Genomic DNA, 16,278 nt, shown 5'->3' with positions numbered 1-16,278 from the left:
CCGGGAAAGACAGAAGCAAACCTCATTAAAACCGGACATTTCTATTGAGCCGGGAGTCGGACATCTGTATCTGGCCGGGACAAGGCCAGCAGCTAGCAAACCGCATGCGTGGCCTCCGTGGCCCTACAGCGAATGCAGCCAATCGAGCAGCGATTTGTTCTGCCGCCAGGACGGGATCTCCGGAAGCAACGTGCTGCCCTCCACCTTCTCGAGCGCCTTCCGCTTCATCTCAAGATTTGCGCGAGCATAGATCTCAGTTGTCTTCACGTCCACGTGACCCAAGAAGTCACGGATGATTTCGAGTGGAACGCCACTCTGCAGCAGGTGCATTCCCTTCGTATGCCGCAAGCTGTGAGGACTTACTGGCTGCGTGAAGTCCGGATGTTCGCGCCGTACAGACTGAACATACTTACGCAGAAGATAGCGCACGCCCGAGCGCGTCAATCGTGTGCCGTGTCGGTTCTGGAAGAGCGGCTTGTCCGCATATTCAGGGCGGTCGAGGTTGTTGTCCCGCCGATACTGGCGCAGCAATTCGAGCGTCGCGTCCATGAGCGGAACAGCGCGTATTTTGCGGCCCTTTCCCAAGAGCCGCACCTGTGACGGCGGATCCATACGCACGTCGCCGGCGTTCAGGTCGATCAATTCCTGTACGCGGGCACCAGTGTCGTAGAGTACGCTCAACATCACGGCATCTCTGCGCCCCTCAGATGTACGCAAGTCTGGTTGTGCGAGCACCTGTGCGAGGTACTCCCGCGAGAGATAACCAACACTGGGGCGCGGTTGTCGCCGCAGCGGAATGGCGAGGATCTGCTGACACTGCAGCAGGCGCTCGGGTACTTCCGACTGTACATAACGGAAGAATGCATGCAATGTCGCAAGACGATGATTCAGTGTGCTAACCGAAACGTGCCGGTCGTTGGCTAGATGGTCCAAGAACGCCTCCACAAGAGATGCGTCAATATGCGCCAATGACAGACGCTCCAGGGCAATGCCTCGCACGTCGCGGCAGAATCGCAGCAGCAGAGTAAACACATCGCGATAGGCTTTGATGGTATTGGGACTCAGATTGCGCTGTGCAGCCATATGCTCCGTGAGGAAGCTTGTCACAAGCATGGAGAAATCCGTTGGCTTCATGACACGGTCCCCCGCGGAATGACATCACCGAAGGTGGCATTGGTGCGTACCGTGATCTCCGGCATCAATTCTGCGATCAGATGCAGGTAGCGCTGCGTGCCGGCCAGGGAGCGATGGCCCATATAAGTCGCCAGTATCGGGAGTTTCACGTCAAGGTCGGCTCCTTCCCTGCACCAGCGGAGCAAGGCATGCGTGGCAAATGCGTGACGGAGATCGTGTACGCGCGGGCCCTTGCCTCTACCGGCGTGCGCGATCTCGCAGTGCATGAGTAGCTCCCTGTACATCTCGTAAACTGCTTCGGAACTCCACGGACCGCCGGATGGCGACGGGAAGAAGTACCCGTCGGGTGGCCGGCGTCCCATCAATGCGGCATAGGTTCGAAGGCGCTGCACCAAGGGCAAAGCTGGAGGCACCATGCGGTCTTTGCCAAATTTGGCGTCACGCACCATGAGGACTCCCCTGTCAAGATCAACGTCCACCACGCGCAGGCGCAATACCTCGCCTACCCTCATGCCGCAGCCATATAGCAGCCGGAATATTTCTGGCATGATGAGATGGCGCAGCGGGGCTTTTGCGGTCGGCGCAAGCTCGTCAAGTGCGTTGAATAGACGCTGAATCTCGGCGTGCGTCAGGATGCGTGGCGAGAAGCTTTCGGCGCGCTTTGCCCAGAGCGAGCGATCCGGCACATCGGCGGGATATCCAGACCGGCAAAGGTACATGGCGAATTGCCGAACGGCGCCGATGCGATTGCAGTGTGTGGACACGCTTTCGTGAGGTTGCTTCGCTAGCCACTTACGGCTGATCGAGCGCGGCAACTCACAACTCGATAGCGCTTCGTTGCACAGGAAACGATCAAAGCGCAATAGCAAACGGGCTGCCTCATCATAACGGTAACCGCATGCCTTTTTTTCGTGGACGAACTGTTCCAGGAGCGGGCCGACGGGACTGCAATAACGCCCCTTGAATTCTCTAGTCGACATGACGCATCTCCTCGGTGTTCAGCGCGACAGCACGCAGGGTTTCCACGTCGGTCTTGGCGTAGATTAGTGTTGCCTTCGTCGTTGTATGTCCCAGGATCTCGCTGATGACATGAAACGGTGTCTGCTTACGAAGCAGTTCGGTCGCCAGTGTATGGCGCAATGAATGCAAGCCATGGTGTTGCGGCGCCCTAAAGCGGATGCCGGCAAGTTCCTTCCAGTGCTTGACGATGTAATGCAGGCTGGAATTCTCGCGGAACGGTAGGAAGGGCGGCGTCAATGTCAGGAACACTTCTCGACGACCCGATTGAGGACGGCCCGACCTCAGATAGTCAATCAGCGCCTTGCCGACCTCTTCCGTGAGTGGCAAACAAAGCGGCGCTAAAGTCTTCGACTGGGTAATCTCGATAGTGGCCGTGTCCCATTTCAGATCGTCGAGTGTCAATGTCCGGATATCTCCTGCTCGCAGTCCGAGGCGACAGGCTAGCAGGAGGATCGCATAGTCACGCCTGCCCTTTGGAGATGTACGATCAACGACATCGAGCAACCTGACAACAAGTTCCTGATCCCAGACCGATGGGACAGTTGCATCATGAGGAACGTGTATTGTCGGCAGCAATTGGCTCAGATCTCGATGCACGATTCCTCTCATCAGAAGAAATCGCAGAAAGCCGCGCACGTTAGAAAGAATCGATGAGACGGTTTTCGCCTTCAGGCAGTATCGAGAGACGGCAAATGCTGAGACATCGGCGGCCTGCATCTGATCGAAAGATACGATATTTCTTGTTCCAAGGAAGTCCGCGAATATGGCGATCTGCCGCAACCGTCTGTAGAGAGTCGACAGCCGAAGACGGACGTGATCACGACAGTACGCTTCATAGTCAAGAATGGGCTTCTTCATGCAGGCCGGGACGCGGATCTTCCGCGTGTCGGTAAGCGGGCGCTCAAGGCGACCGTCGCGCGCGAAGTCTGCCAGAACCTTGAGCGCAATCGGGAGATGTCGTCGCCATCCGTCGCCTGGCTTAAGGCTTTCGCCCTCGCGGATTTGATACGCATTGCTAAACTGCATCGCTGCAGCCCGCGAGTATTTATCTCCCAGGCCCATCGCACAACAGAACGCCACGAGATGTCGCCAAACTGTCCGATAGCGTCGTAGCGCTCGCTCACCGTAGCGGAGCCTCTCCAATTCACACAAGGCACTTGCAACGAGCTGCTGCAACGACGATTGGCGTGAAACACGATGAGTAGACTGCTTCATGATCGAGCTCCTCACAAGGGCGATCCAATAGACCGCCACGGCTCCATCATGAAACTTTATGTGCTGAAAACCAACGCGAAGGCCTTGTTCACAAGGTACTTGTCCAAGCTACTCATCATAACGTCCTACTGCGCGCAATACCCGCCCGCTGCTTCGTAGGTGTCGAGGCCGATAAAGCGCACTAGGCGGCTGCGGCTCGCGTCGATTTCGGCCCGCGTGATGGCCTGCCGCAGATAGTTGGGCTGACGCTGCCACTCGTTTGCATCGAACCAGATGTGTTCCTGCGTTTCGTGGTTGTCCGCGAGGGCGAGCGCGGCAAGCTGGTCAAGCGTGATCGCGTCCTCCCGCAGCAGGGCCAACAGTTTTGGAGATACGCTGGCGAGCTTCATGCGCCGTTTGACCGTGAGCGGCGAGGCGGAAATGAGCGCGGCGATGTAGTCGACGCTTCGCCCTTCCTCGGCCAGCATCCGGTACGCGCGCAGGACGTCGAACGGATCGAGTCCTTCGCGCTCGGTATTTTCGATCAGGGAAACGGCGAGGGCTTCGCCTTCACTGACGATCCGCACGGGGACCGGGTAGTCGGCGGCGATGTCTTTCTGTTCGAACAGGAGGTCGAGGGCGGCCTCGCGGCGCTGACCGGCGCACACGCCAAATTTGCGCTGCCTGCAGCGCGATCCCTTCATCTCGTGGACGACGAGGTTTTGCAGCAGACCCTTGGCCCGAATATTGGCGGCGAGGCCAGGGATGCCCGACAGGGGTTTCGTGCGCGCATTGAGTGGCGAAGGCCGCAGGCTGGAATACGGCACGGTTATGATGGGCTGCTCATTGCCGAAGTGGGATTCGAGGACGGTAGGCGGTTCGGTGGTGTCTGCCGTGGTGGTTTCGAATTGGGTTTGCATGACTGACTCCAGAAAGTTGAAAAGAAAGTTCCGGGCCGGGCACTATCAGATTCCATCAGGACTCGACCCGGAGAGGAGTCCTGATGGATGATGAGAAAAGCGGCTTTCTTGCGCCTTTCGCAGTTACGCCTTCATCTGGCGCATTGCATCCGCGAGCATCCAGAGGGCGCGGTTGAGCTTCACGTTCTGGTCGATGCTGGTGATAGGCCGGGTGGACATCGAACGACCGGTGCGCGAACGTCCATGCAGGCCGCCTTTGGTAAGGTTTTCCTGCACTCGGTTAAAGACGGTCCAGAGGTCGTCGCGGCGATCCTCGAAGCGGCGCGGGGTGAGCAACTGGCTGTCGGTGACCGGGGCCGGTGCCTCTGCGTCGGTCGGGTCGTAGCGCAGCGCAAGTGCGGAGCGGGCGAATGCGTGCTGTTCGTCGCGGTCGAGTGTGACGGCGCGCATGCCTTCCTTCTGCTCGCGGATCAGGTCGAAGCCGTCGAGCACGTCGAATGCGCCGTTGATCACGTTCTGGACGATGTTGCCCTTGTGCGGGACGCGGATATCGGCGACGTTGTCGCCCGCCACCATGCCGTTCTGGCAGACGAAGCGCAGCATGCCCGCGAGCATCTGGTAACTGCTGGTGCCATCGTGCGAGTTCAGCAGCACGATTTCGTTGGCTTCCTCGCCGGTAATCTGGTTGGCGTGACGAAGCCGAAGCATGTGTTTCGTGTACTCGCGACGGTCGTCGTGCCGCACGCGCGTCTGGCAGACCATGAAAGGCTGGAAGCCTTCATTACGCAGGCCGCGCAGCACGTCAATGGTCGGAATGTAGGTGTAGCGTTCGGAGCGGCTTTCGTGCTTGCCGTCCGCGAAGATGGACGGGGCAACGCGGCGAATCTGATCGTCCGACAGAGGCGAGTCAGCGCGCAGCATCGGGGAGCCGTAACGGAAAGAAGAAGCGAGTTGCATGGCAATCTCCAGAGTCAAGGTTGAGGACCTGAAACGGGCGAAGGGATGTGACTTGCCGTTGCGGCTGAACACCTCCCGGTGGAACTCGGGGTTGGCCTTGCTGCCGCCAGGTTCCCGGGTTTCCGCCCGTGCGACTTGAGGAGCCGATAGCGGACAGACGTCAAGGAAAAGGGCGAGGGAGGGGTGCGGGCAACACGGTCCCTCGCCCCTTGACGTCTGTCCGCTATTGGCTACGGTCGCGGGTCGAGGGCGGAAACCTGGGAGCCGGGTGCATGCCATGCCGCGGGTTGACCGGGCAGGGGGGCGATAGTGAACCGTCTTCTGGCGAAGTAGGTCGTGACCTGCTTGTTTGCGGTGGTCAACCAATAGACGGCAAAACCGGTGATAATCGCGGTCAAGACGAAAAGAGCGCAGTTGACAACGACCCGGGGGCGCGGATGGAGGAGCCGACGCGATAATGGCGCGGCACGCATGGGGATGCGATGAAGATCAGAAAACTTAAGGTCCAGAATTTTAGGGGAATCAAGCAGCTCGAATGGAAGCTCCCCGACGAGAAAACCTTCTGCCTGATAGGCAGGGGCGATTCTACGAAGACGACATTGTTGGAAGCGATTCGCTGCGCCTTCAGCCCGCAGTGGAATCATGCGTTCTACGATTCCGACTTCCATCAGTGTAATACTGACGATTCGATCCAAATTGAGGTCGTTATCGGGGACTTGTTGCCCGAGTTCTGCGCAGAGCAAAAGTACGGCGCGCATCTTCGCGGCTGGAACAAAGGTGCTCTCAAGCTGAACGATGAGCCTGAAGACGATGACGAGCACGTTCTCAGTATTCGGCTCCTTGTCGCAAAGGATCTGGAACCGAAGTGGAAGGTCTTTACCGACCGTAATCCTGACGGCGTCGACTTCAAGGCGGCTGATCGCGCTAAGGTCGGCGCTGGCTTGATCGGCACATACAGCGAGAAACAACTGACTTGGGCTGCAGGAACGGCGCTCGCAAAGATCACTGAATCCGAAAATCTGAACGAGTCGCTCGTTGAGGCGACACGCGCAGCAAGAAGCTCGCTCGACGGCCAACGAGCACTGGTCCTGAAGAAGTTCGACGCCGCGGCGGCCAAGTCGGAGCAAGTGGCGAAGGGGCTTGGTGTTCCGGTCGGACACGAATACAAGGCACACCTCGACCTCAACGCGATCAGTATCCGGATCGGTGGGCTGACTTTGCACGACGGCGACATCCCCCTGCGGCAGTTGGGTCTCGGCTCGAAACGCATGCTGCTGTGTGGTATTCAGCAGGAAGGCTTGGAAGACCAGCACATCACCTTGTTCGATGAGGTCGAGTACGGGCTGGAGCCGCACCGGGTCGCGCGTCTGATCAAGCACATCCGTGACGACCAGAAGGGGCAGTATTTCCTCACGACACATTCTCCTACCGTGCTGCGCGAGTTAACGGTGGAGCAGTTGTATGTGTTGCGCAAGGAAGCCGCTGGCGTGCGCGTGGTTGCGGCCGCAGGCAAGGCACTGGAAGGACTGAACATCCAAGGCCATATCCGCTCCAGCGCGGAAGCGTTCCTGTCCCGCAAAGTGGTCGTCTGCGAAGGAGCGACCGAAGTGGGGTTCCTGCGCGGTATGGATGATCTTTGGGCGGCTGCAGGGAAGCTACCGTTCTCGTACCAGGGGCTGGCACCAGTCGATGCGCATGGCGCGAGCAAGGTCAAGGGTCTCGCGACGGGGTTCAAGGCCCTACACTACGATGTCATGGTCCTCGCCGATGGCGACGCTCAGGACCAGTTCTCCGATAAGGATGCCGGCGAACTGAACGGGAAGGAAGTGCCGGTCGTGATGTGGGCCGATAGACTGTCGATCGAGCAACGGGCGATGGTGGACTTGCCTTGGGAACAGGTGCTGGCGAGCGTGAAGCTTGCGAAGGAGTTTGGGTTTCCAGTCTACGATCAGGTCAGGTCGAAGTTGAACGTCCAGTTCGACGAGGCCATCAATAAATGGCAGGACACGGCTGAACTGCGCAAAGCGATCGGCGCTGCCGCGAAATCTTCCAATTGGTTCAAGAACATCGCGTATGGAGAACAATGGGCACAGACCATTTTTCCCGCATTCGCGGATGCCGCGTTCCTGCAGAAGGAGTTCGCGACCAAGCTGGGGCAGTTCCGCGCATGGGTGGACAATGGATGACGATCTACCCAAAGTCTTGGCAGACTTTAACGGCAAGGGATATGTAATTGCCCCGGCCGGGTACGGAAAAACTCATCTGATCGCGAGGGCTGTGCAGAAGGCTGCCCGTTGCCAACTGGTGCTGACCCATACCTATGCTGGCGTGAACGCGATCAGGCGGAAGATGCAAATGCTGCGGATTCCGCCGGCGCTGTACCAGATCGACACCATCGCGAGCTGGGCGCTGCGTACCTGCCTTTACTTCCCGAAGACGTCAAAGTGGAAGAAGGACCACCCTACAGGAAAGGACTGGGGGAAACTCTACGGGGCCTGCGCCGCACTGCTGAATAGACCGTTTGTGCAACACATGATCAAGTGCTCATATGGCGGGGTCTACGTCGACGAGTATCAAGATTGCTCTGATCAGCAGCATGAGCTGGTGGAGTCCTTGGCAAAGTTGCTTCCATGCCGGCTGCTCGGCGATCCCATGCAGGCCATCTTCGACTTCGGTGAGCAGCCGATCGATTGGAACATAGCCGTCTATCCCAACTACCAATTGCTCGGGGAGCTGAAGACGCCTTGGCGGTGGAAACTGGCGGGGGCCGATGAACTCGGGCGATGGCTGAGCCAGGCCAGGGCGCTTCTGGCGGAAGGTAAGAAGATTCCGCTCTCTGGGCAATTGCCCAATGGGGTTCGTCGTTGCTCTATCGATTTGAACGACTTTGGCAATAAAAAGCGGTTGAGCGTGTTCTACGACCACTTGAAGAACCAGGAATCTGTCATTGCCATCCACGCGGGCGACCAGAAGTCGAAAAACAAGACGCATAAGCTGGCACAAAGCATGGCCGGCAAGTTTTCCAGTCTGGAGGAGGTCGAAGGCAAGGATCTCCACCGTTTCATAAAAAAGATCGATAGCGCCAAGTCTGCGGGAGAGAGGCTCCGGTCTGTGATCGATTTTTGCAAGACCTGTTGCAATGCGATCGATGGCGTGCTCACCGCTGCAACCAAGAAAGGTCAGGAGGGGAAGGCGACAAAGGCGACGAAATGCCCCGAGATTCTGACGGCGGCGAATCGTTACTTGGCGACGGGATCATGCAAGGACATGGCCATCTTGCTTGCTCTTGTCCGTGCGCGCCCGGAAATCACAACCTACCGCCGTGATCTCTTCGGCCGGATGATGGGAGTGTTGCGCGCGCACGAGGACAACCCAGGACTCACGCTTACGGATGCGGCGATGCTATACCAGCGCGAGCTTCGCCATTCAGGGCGCCCGATCCGTCACAACAAGCTCATTGGGACGACGCTGCTGGTCAAGGGGCTTGAGTACGACCATGCCATCGTCCTGGAAGCGGAGTCGATGTCATCGAAACATTTGTATGTGGCGTTGACCCGCGGCGCGAAGTCAATCACCGTTGTCACGATGGATAACGCTGTTCCGCGATAGTGATCTTTCCTCGATCGTGGAGACTACTCAATCTCCGGTGATTGCCGAGCATCGCCAGCGTGCTGCTGATGTTCGGCGGCGAACTTGGCCGGCAGGATTTGGCCCGCGCCATCGAAGGTCGTTTGGCTCTCCGTCCTCGCTGTACGACGGCACGAATGGTTCCACACCGCGCTCGATCTGAGTCTTGCGCGCGGCGTAGGACGCCGCGGACGTCGTATAGGGTTGACGGATGAATTTCACCCGCTCGTGCAGAAACCAGCCAACGTCTATCCCGTGCTCCTCGATCAGTTCGTTTCAGCGACAGTAGCACGGGAAAGGTAAGCGCGCGATCAGTACCGTCTTTCCCGCGAGGAATGGTTACGACAATCTGATTCCCATCACAATTTGATGGGAATCAGACTAATGGAACCGAAGGCCAAAGGCCGGCAACCCGGATCAAGGAATTACACGCAGGAGTTTCGAGAGAGCGTGGCGGCCGAGGCGAACGACCCGAATCGCTCAATCGCTGAAGTTGCTCGATCTCATGGGCTGAACGCCAATATGGTTGCGCAGTGGCGCCGGCGAAGTATCGAGGCTCGCCAGGCTAGAGCTGACGAACCGATGTCCTGTGCGGAACTGCTACCTGTCACCGTGGTGGACGCGCCGATGCTCTCCACGCAACACGCCACGTCGCACGCAATGGCGGAGGAAACGAGGGAGATGGCGCCGACGAACTGCGACATCGAAATCGAAGTGGGTAAACGACGCGTGCGCATCCGTGGATTGTCGGTGGACCGCGCCGAGCAATTTCTTCGGGATTGCTTGAAGTGATCGGCCTACCTCAGAACGCTCGAATCTGGATCGCGGCTGGCACGACGGACATGCGCTGCGGCTTCAACTCGCTCGCGGCGAAGGTGCAGACCGTGCTGGAGAAGGATCCGTTCTCCGGTCATGTGTTCGTGTTCCGCGGCAAGCGTGGTGACTTGCTGAAGTGTTTGTACTGGAGCGACGGCGGGCTATGTCTGCTGGCGAAGCGGCTCGAGAAGGGACGTTTCGCCTGGCCGCGTGCCGATGCCGGCGTGGTCGCGCTGACGACCGCCCAACTCTCGCTCCTGCTCGAGGGATTCGATTGGCGGCAGCCGATCGACGCCGCGCGCCCGCGCAGCGCGTTGTAAACGTTCATTACGCGTGGGGGGCTCGAGGGTCGCGCCGTGTAAACTCACCGCATGTCTGCCCCTCCCACCGACCTCCCCGACGATATTGACGCGCTCAAGGCGATGGTCGCCAATCTGCGCGAGCAGCTCTCGTCGCGCGCGATCGAGATCGAGCATCTGAAGCTGACGATCGCCAAGCTGCGACGGATGCAGTTCGGTCGCAAGTCGGAGAAGGTCGAACGGGAGATCGAACAGCTCGAGCTTCGGCTTGAGGATCTGCAGGCTGACGAAGGCGCTGCCGGGGTGGCTCAGTCGAAGCCCGCCCGCAAACGTGCCGAAGCGACGGGACGCAAACCGCTGCCCGAACATCTGGAACGCGAAGAGCGCGAGTATCGACCGGAGCACGAGGCCTGTCCCGATTGCGGCGGCGCCCTGAAGGCGCTCGGCGAAGACGTGTCCGAGCAGCTTGAATTCGTGCGCAGCCACTTCCGGGTGATCCGCCATCGTCGTCCGAAGCTGGCCTGCGCGTGCTGCGATTGCATCGTGCAAGCGGCGGCACCGAGTCGGCCGATCGATCGCGGCCTGCCGGGCCCTGCCTTGCTGGCCCACATCGCAATCTCGAAGTTCGCCGACCACGTGCCGCTGTACCGTCAGTCCATGATCTACGCCCGCGGAGGCGTCGAGCTCGATCACGGCACGATGGCCTACTGGATGGGTTCGATCAGCGCGTTGCTCAGCCCGCTGGTCGACGCGCTACGCCGATACGTGCTCAGCGGCGTCAAGGTTCATGGCGACGACACGCCACTGCCCGTGCTCGCGCCGGGTAACGGTCAGACCAAGACTGGGCGTCTCTGGGTCTACGTGCGTGACGATCGGCCGGCGGGCTCGACCGAGTCGCCTGCGGTCTGGTTTGCCTATACGCCGGATCGCCGCGGTGAACATCCGCAGCGCCACCTGGCGGACTTCCAGGGCGTGTTGCAGGCGGATGCCTTCGCCGGCTACGCCGAGCTCTACAAGAGTGGGCGGATCCAGGAGGCGGCCTGTATGGCGCACGCCCGACGTAAGCTGCACGACCTGCATGTCGTGAGGAAGTCACCGATTACGACTGAAGCGCTCGAGCGCATCGGCGCGCTATACCAGATCGAGGCGCAGATCCGCGGCAAACCACCTGACGAGCGTCGACGAATCCGACAAACCCATGCGGTTCCGCTGCTCGACAGCCTGAAGCAGTGGTTCGAAGCGACGCTCCTGACACTGTCGGGGAAATCCGATACCAGCAAAGCGATCCAATACGCCCTGAACCGCTGGGCCGCGCTCGTCTACTACTGCAGCGACGGTCGAGTGGAGATCGATAACTTGCCGGCCGAACGCGCGCTGCGCGGGGTGGCCATCGGCCGCCGGAACTATCTGTTCGCCGGCGCCGATTCCGGCGGCGATCGCGCGGCCGCGATGTACAGCCTCATCGGTTCCGCGCGTCTGAACGGGATCGATCCCGAAGCCTACCTGCATCACGTCATCGAACGCATCGCCGATCACCCGATTAACCGCGTCGATGAACTGCTGCCCTGGAATATCGTGCCGCTGCTGCCGGCCACCGCTCGCACCACGCCGGTTCACTGAACCGAACATCTCCGGCCGTCAACTCCCGCCGCCACGGTACGAATCGCACGCTTACCGGGAAAGGCTGATCACAGTCGTATGTAACTCACGGCGACGGTCGACCAGCGCGCGCCTGACGCAGGGTGGCCAACCGGTGGCTGACGCTTGGGTTTCCGTCGATCAGGCTGTTGCAGTGCACGTATTCAACGTCTTCCCAAAACCAGGCGACCGCGTCGACGAAATCCCGCAACCATTGGCGCGGCACGACGATGCTATCGAACGACGGCGGGAGCGGCGGCACGTGGATCATCGACTGTCCCGGCATCGGCTGGGCCGGTATGGTGACGGCGGGGGGCCACAGTTCCGGGAACTGCTTGTAGACGTCTTGGGCGGCGTCCCCGTCGCCGTGGCGGCAGGCGTTGGCCAGCGTCTGCAGGCGCAACAGGTCAGGGTAACTGTCGAACGTGCGCAGCGGGACACCGCGCACCTCGCGCATTAACTGGTCGAGGTTGTTCAGGTTCTTGTTTCGGGCGCGGCCGATCCGCTCCGGGGAAGCGCCGAGCGAGACGACGCACCCGCTAACCCACCGCCGAAGTTGGCGCTCGAACAGGGCATGGATGGACAGGCAGAATGCTTCGGTGGTCGAGCGCAGTAACTCTTTGGCGTCGGCGTGCGCGAACGGGGCACCACCTTCGGTGGTGTTTGCCCACCGTTCGATGTCGGCGTCGAGCGCGGAAAGCGCGGGCTCCACGACGTCACGGAGAAAGGCGCGCACCCGCAGCGCGTTGCCGGCGGTTTCGACGTCGGCGAGGCAGAACGTCCAGCGGACGTCATCCAGATTGGCCATGGGAGATCAAAAGCAATGAAAGTTGTCCGGAAAATATACCGGATGCCGCATGCCGGGCGGTCGAATCGACGCTCCTGCTTTGCAGCGGGCGTTCTAGTTGGTGGGTTTCGTTCGGCACGTCTCACGCTTTGCGCCGTTGTATGCTGGAGGTTCCACGCTGCACGTAACCATCACCATGTTCCATGACCTGATCACCATCGGCGGCAAAGACGTCTACATCGTCGAGGCGCACCACACCGTGCTGCTCCCGTGGGCCCAGATCCGGCGGAAGCACGCGGATGCGCCCGCTCTCGTGACGCTCGACCACCACACTGACACAATGGAGGCGTTCCGTCGCTATCGCTACCGGATAACGAAAGGGGATGAGGATGCGATGGACGCCATGTTGCCGGGGCTGATCGAAGCCATCCATTGGGAGGATGACAAGGCGGTGGTGGATGCGGTGTTCAAATTGAAAAACGACGAGCACATCCGGACCGCCCTTCTGGCGGGGATCATTTCCCGCGCGTTCGTCGTCAACCTGTCGGGCGAGACATGGACCGAACACGACGGGATTTACGAATCGGGCGCGCTTTGCGCGATCGACTGCGACAAGCGTCCGCACGACGACGCGTGCATGATCACCCATGCGGCGCAGGTCCTCGAATCGGCTTACCTCGACCACGAACTAGCGATGCTCAACGGGATGGCGCAGGCGGACAGGTTGCCGGACACTGAAACGGCGCCCTACGTCCTGGACATCGATCTCGATTACTTCCACTCAGAGAAGTCGATCAACCCTGAGAACCCGGAAACCTTCCACCGGCTCGTGCGCAACGCGGTCGCGGTGACCATCGCTACCGAACCCGACTACGTGACAGAGCTTCGTTGCGAAGGCTCGGACGTGACCAGCGCGTCGCTGCTGGAACGCATGAAGCAGCACATTGAAGCGGCGATGACATGAGCACCGTCGGTCTCCGCACGATCGGCAGGTCGCCCCATTCTGTCGTGTAGCTCGACGGCGCGACGGTGGAGGCGTTCCACCGATAACTCGCCACCCACATACGCCAGAACGATGTAAGGCGTCGAAAGCCGACATAGGCCTCGCTCTGGGTCGATGGCCCGCTTTCCGGATCGACTATGGAAGCGCGATGCTGCGAGCTGCCGCCCTGGACACCGCCCGCCGTCGCGGAATTTCTGGGATCGGCCATTTCCGGTCGGTCATGGATCGCGTTCAGATGGCCGTTCACCCTCGATGAGCCGCCCTTCAACATGAGTCGCTTGCCACCATCAAGCAGAGTTGGCTCGCCGAGCGCCACGGGAATCAGCTTACCTGCATTGTGAAGGCGACACGCGAGTTGAGGCGCGACGACGATGGTGTTTCCCGGCGTGCTGCATTGCCGCGAGCCCCGATCAACAAGCGAATCGGGCCGCAGACGCCCGGCAACAAGCGGTTGCGCTCGGCAATCAGGCAGTCGGGCCCCTAGCTCAGAGCCCACGGGGTTGCGCGAAAGTCCCCCGAGCGTTCTGGATTTTGGGCTCGCCATAGCTAGGGACTTTCCCTGAAATCGGTCAAATCTCCTTGACGGACTAACGCGGGCTTCGTACATTTTCGCCATCGATTGCCGAGTGTCATCGGCAATTCGCGGCAACGATGCCGTGCTACATGGAAGGCTATGCAGCCCCCGAACTTGCGTACCAACGCCGGTTCGGGGGCTTTTTGCTTTTGGAGAACAGAATTGGAAAACTTGCAGCGCAGCTCTGCCCCTCGGAGCGTTAATGGGCCCGTCGTGGCCTGCGTACAGATGGAGCCTCGCGTCGGCGAAAAGCATGAAAACGTCGCGAAGTCGCTCCGCTACATCGAGGAAGCCGCGAAGAACGGCGCAGCCCTCGTGGTCCTGCCCGAATTAGCCAACACCGGGTATGTCTTTGCTGACCGCGAGGAAGCATTCGCGCTGGCCGAAGATCTTCCGAACGGCGAGACGGTACAGACTTGGGCTGACGCGGCACAGCGTCTTGGCGTCCATATCGTTGCGGGTGTTGCAGAGCGCGAGGGCAAGCGACTTTACAACTCGGCTATCTGCGTCGGCCCGTCGGGGCACATCGGGACGTACCGGAAGCTCCATCTATGGAACAACGAAAACGTCTACTTCGAGCCGGGTAATCGCGGTGTGCCGGTGTTCCACACGACGCTCGGGCGGATCTCGATCGCGATTTGCTATGACGGATGGTTCCCGGAGGTGTACCGGCTGGCAGCCACCCAGGGTGCCGACATCGTCTGCGTGCCAACGAACTGGGTGCCCATGACGGGGCAGCCGGCAGAGCACCAGGCGATGGCTGCGACGCTCACGATGGCCGCCGCACATAGCAATGGTCTGATGATCGCGTGCGCAAACCGGATCGGCACCGAGCGCGAGCAACCGTTTATCGGACAAAGCCTGATTGTGGGCGGTGACGGATGGCCGCTGGCCGGCCCGGCTAGTCAGGATCGCGAAGAAATCCTGTACGCAGAAATCGACCTGCAGCGCATCCGGTCTGGGCGCACGCTCAACGCTTTTAACCACGTGCTGCGCGACCGGCGCATTGACGTGTACGACCCGATGCTGGGCACTGGCTGGCCTCTCACGTCCGTGAGTGATCCGGCGACGTCCGCATGACCCTGAAAACGAAACCGACCTTACGTGAAGGAGACACCATGAATCCGTTCAAACATCGCGTCCTTGTAGGCGCCGTTGCAGCGATAGCCGCGCTTGCTGCAAACGCATATGCCGCAGAGCCCATCAAGATCGGTGTTGCGGTTGGCTTGTCCGGCGCCAACAGCGTAGTCGCACCTGCCGTCGTGCAGTCATCGCAGCTCGCGGTCGACGAAATCAACGCCGCCGGTGGCATCCTGGGACGCAAGGTCCAGCTCGAAATCGCAGACGATGCGTCTGGTGCAGTCGGCGCACAGAAGGCCTACGACACGCTGGTGTTCCAGAAAGACGTTGATGCGATCATCTCGATGGAGACCAGTGCGGCGCGCAACGCAGCTTTGCCCATTGTCGCTCGCGGCAAGAAGCCGTTCATCTATACGTCGTTCTATGAAGGGCGGTCGTGCAGTCCGTGGATGTATGTCAACGGCTGGGTGCCGGAACAACAGGTCGCACCCGTCGTCGACTTCTTCGAGAAGAGCAAGGGCGCTAAGACGTTCTACCTGGTCGGCAGCGACTATGCGTTCGGTCGCGGCATGCTCGAGTTCACGAAGAAATATATCGAGCAGCACGGCGGCAAGGTTGTCGGCGAAGAGTACCTGCCGATCGACGGCACGGACTGGACACCGATTCTTTCCAAGATCCGTTCCGTTCATCCCGATGCGCTGATTAGCGCCACAGCGGGGGGCGCGCCTAATGTTGCGCTCGCCAAGCAGCTGAAGGGTTCGGGGATGACGCTGCCGTACGGCAACCTCGCCATTGACGAAGGGACAGCGAAGAGCATGGGTGACGTTGCCACCGGCATCTACATGTCCGGGTCCTATCTGACGAGCATTAACACGTCCGCAAACAAGAAATTTCTCACTGCCATGGACAAACAGTTTGGGAAGAACGTAAAGACGCCGAACGAACTGTCCGAGCCGCAGTACGAGGCCTTCTTCCTTTACAAGGCGGCGGTCGAGAAGGCGGGCTCGACAGATCCAGGCAAGGTGATAAAGGCACTTGACCAGGTATCGTTCGATGGGCCACGCGGCGTGGTATCGATGGACAAGAGCCGGCACACGCCGCTTGCGATGCGCCTCGGCCAGATCCAGCCCGATGGTTCCGTGAAGATTTTGCAGACCTTCCCTGATGTCAATCCGGGCTCGCAATGCCCGAACATCAAGTAGACGAGGTCAAGGACAAGGCATCCGCCT

The 16,278-nt window shown here is 60.0% G+C and carries 13 protein-coding genes and 1 pseudogene; 8 read left to right on the top strand and 6 right to left on the bottom strand.

Annotated elements, in window-relative coordinates; genetic code table 11:
- Window positions 1–123 precede the first annotated feature (123 nt).
- From NH14_RS28925 to NH14_RS28905, 5 genes and pseudogenes are all read right to left on the bottom strand, one after another.
- Window positions 124–1,134 (bottom strand): site-specific integrase, encoded by a 1,011-nt coding sequence (locus tag NH14_RS28925; RefSeq protein WP_035534512.1) that lies wholly within the window; start codon window positions 1,132–1,134, stop codon window positions 124–126.
- A complete protein-coding gene (locus NH14_RS28920) occupies window positions 1,131–2,114 on the bottom strand; it encodes a tyrosine-type recombinase/integrase (RefSeq protein WP_035534516.1) in 984 nt (327 codons plus the stop codon). Before NH14_RS28920 ends, NH14_RS28925 begins: the two co-directional genes overlap by 4 nt.
- Window positions 2,104–3,369: a site-specific integrase gene (locus NH14_RS28915; RefSeq protein ID WP_035534573.1), complete on the bottom strand. Its 1,266-nt coding sequence runs from the start codon at window positions 3,367–3,369 to the stop codon at window positions 2,104–2,106. Before NH14_RS28915 ends, NH14_RS28920 begins: the two co-directional genes overlap by 11 nt.
- Window positions 3,370–3,506: 137 nt before the next feature.
- A pseudogene (locus tag NH14_RS28910) lies at window positions 3,507–4,268 on the bottom strand (ParB/RepB/Spo0J family partition protein); the annotation flags it as partial.
- 123 nt (window positions 4,269–4,391) lie between these two features.
- A complete protein-coding gene (locus tag NH14_RS28905) occupies window positions 4,392–5,225 on the bottom strand; it encodes a DUF932 domain-containing protein (protein ID WP_035534517.1) in 834 nt (277 codons plus the stop codon).
- A 482-nt stretch (window positions 5,226–5,707) separates the two neighbouring features.
- Between NH14_RS28905 and NH14_RS28900 the strand changes: the two genes are divergently transcribed.
- The 5 genes from NH14_RS28900 (at window position 5,708) to tnpC (ending at window position 11,587) form a co-directional block, all read left to right on the top strand.
- Window positions 5,708–7,411, top strand: a complete 1,704-nt coding sequence (locus NH14_RS28900; RefSeq protein ID WP_052148602.1) for an ATP-dependent nuclease — start codon at window positions 5,708–5,710, stop codon at window positions 7,409–7,411.
- Entirely contained in the window at window positions 7,404–8,834 is a 1,431-nt protein-coding gene (locus tag NH14_RS28895; protein ID WP_035534520.1) for a UvrD-helicase domain-containing protein, read from the top strand. The genes NH14_RS28900 and NH14_RS28895 overlap by 8 nt, the downstream gene beginning before the upstream one ends.
- A gap of 402 nt (window positions 8,835–9,236) precedes the next feature.
- Complete coding sequence (tnpA, locus tag NH14_RS28890) at window positions 9,237–9,644, top strand: IS66-like element accessory protein TnpA (protein WP_035534583.1); 408 nt, start codon at window positions 9,237–9,239, stop codon at window positions 9,642–9,644.
- A complete protein-coding gene (tnpB, locus tag NH14_RS28885; protein ID WP_035534522.1) occupies window positions 9,641–9,988 on the top strand; it encodes an IS66 family insertion sequence element accessory protein TnpB in 348 nt (115 codons plus the stop codon). Before tnpA ends, tnpB begins: the two co-directional genes overlap by 4 nt.
- Window positions 9,989–10,039: 51 nt before the next feature.
- Window positions 10,040–11,587: an IS66 family transposase gene (tnpC, locus tag NH14_RS28880; RefSeq protein WP_035534524.1), complete on the top strand. Its 1,548-nt coding sequence runs from the start codon at window positions 10,040–10,042 to the stop codon at window positions 11,585–11,587.
- A gap of 85 nt (window positions 11,588–11,672) precedes the next feature.
- Here the strand turns inward: tnpC and NH14_RS28875 are convergent, their stop codons facing one another.
- Window positions 11,673–12,413 carry a hypothetical protein gene (locus NH14_RS28875; protein WP_035534526.1) on the bottom strand — a complete coding sequence of 247 codons (741 nt, stop codon included), beginning with the start codon at window positions 12,411–12,413 and terminating at the stop codon, window positions 11,673–11,675.
- 175 nt (window positions 12,414–12,588) lie between these two features.
- On the opposite strand from NH14_RS28875, the gene NH14_RS28870 reads away from it, so the two are divergent.
- The 3 genes from NH14_RS28870 (at window position 12,589) to NH14_RS28860 (ending at window position 16,251) form a co-directional block, all read left to right on the top strand.
- Window positions 12,589–13,356, top strand: a complete 768-nt coding sequence (locus NH14_RS28870; protein ID WP_035534529.1) for a peptide arginase family protein — start codon at window positions 12,589–12,591, stop codon at window positions 13,354–13,356.
- 775 nt (window positions 13,357–14,131) lie between these two features.
- Window positions 14,132–15,049: a nitrilase family protein gene (locus NH14_RS28865; protein ID WP_035534585.1), complete on the top strand. Its 918-nt coding sequence runs from the start codon at window positions 14,132–14,134 to the stop codon at window positions 15,047–15,049.
- Between the two features lie 38 nt (window positions 15,050–15,087).
- Complete coding sequence (locus tag NH14_RS28860) at window positions 15,088–16,251, top strand: substrate-binding protein (RefSeq protein ID WP_035534531.1); 1,164 nt, start codon at window positions 15,088–15,090, stop codon at window positions 16,249–16,251.
- The last annotated feature ends 27 nt before the right edge of the window (window positions 16,252–16,278 follow it).

Origin of the sequence: Paraburkholderia sacchari, assembly GCF_000785435.2 — a bacterium.
Taxonomy (GTDB): Bacteria; Pseudomonadota; Gammaproteobacteria; order Burkholderiales; family Burkholderiaceae; genus Paraburkholderia; species Paraburkholderia sacchari.
The sequence above is the reverse complement of the archived record's forward strand: the minus strand, read 5'-3'. Positions and strand labels throughout refer to the sequence as shown.

Coding starts and splice junctions, on each gene's coding strand:
- NH14_RS28895 (WP_035534520.1), top strand. CDS start 7,404: ATGGATGACGATCTACCCAAAGTCTTGGCAGACTTTAACGGCAAGGGA.
- tnpA (WP_035534583.1), top strand. CDS start 9,237: ATGGAACCGAAGGCCAAAGGCCGGCAACCCGGATCAAGGAATTACACG.
- tnpC (WP_035534524.1), top strand. CDS start 10,040: ATGTCTGCCCCTCCCACCGACCTCCCCGACGATATTGACGCGCTCAAG.
- NH14_RS28870 (WP_035534529.1), top strand. CDS start 12,589: ATGTTCCATGACCTGATCACCATCGGCGGCAAAGACGTCTACATCGTC.
- NH14_RS28925 (WP_035534512.1), bottom strand. CDS start 1,134: ATGAAGCCAACGGATTTCTCCATGCTTGTGACAAGCTTCCTCACGGAG.
- NH14_RS28900 (WP_052148602.1), top strand. CDS start 5,708: ATGAAGATCAGAAAACTTAAGGTCCAGAATTTTAGGGGAATCAAGCAG.
- NH14_RS28905 (WP_035534517.1), bottom strand. CDS start 5,225: ATGCAACTCGCTTCTTCTTTCCGTTACGGCTCCCCGATGCTGCGCGCT.
- NH14_RS28860 (WP_035534531.1), top strand. CDS start 15,088: ATGAATCCGTTCAAACATCGCGTCCTTGTAGGCGCCGTTGCAGCGATA.
- NH14_RS28920 (WP_035534516.1), bottom strand. CDS start 2,114: ATGTCGACTAGAGAATTCAAGGGGCGTTATTGCAGTCCCGTCGGCCCG.
- NH14_RS28915 (WP_035534573.1), bottom strand. CDS start 3,369: ATGAAGCAGTCTACTCATCGTGTTTCACGCCAATCGTCGTTGCAGCAG.
- NH14_RS28875 (WP_035534526.1), bottom strand. CDS start 12,413: ATGGCCAATCTGGATGACGTCCGCTGGACGTTCTGCCTCGCCGACGTC.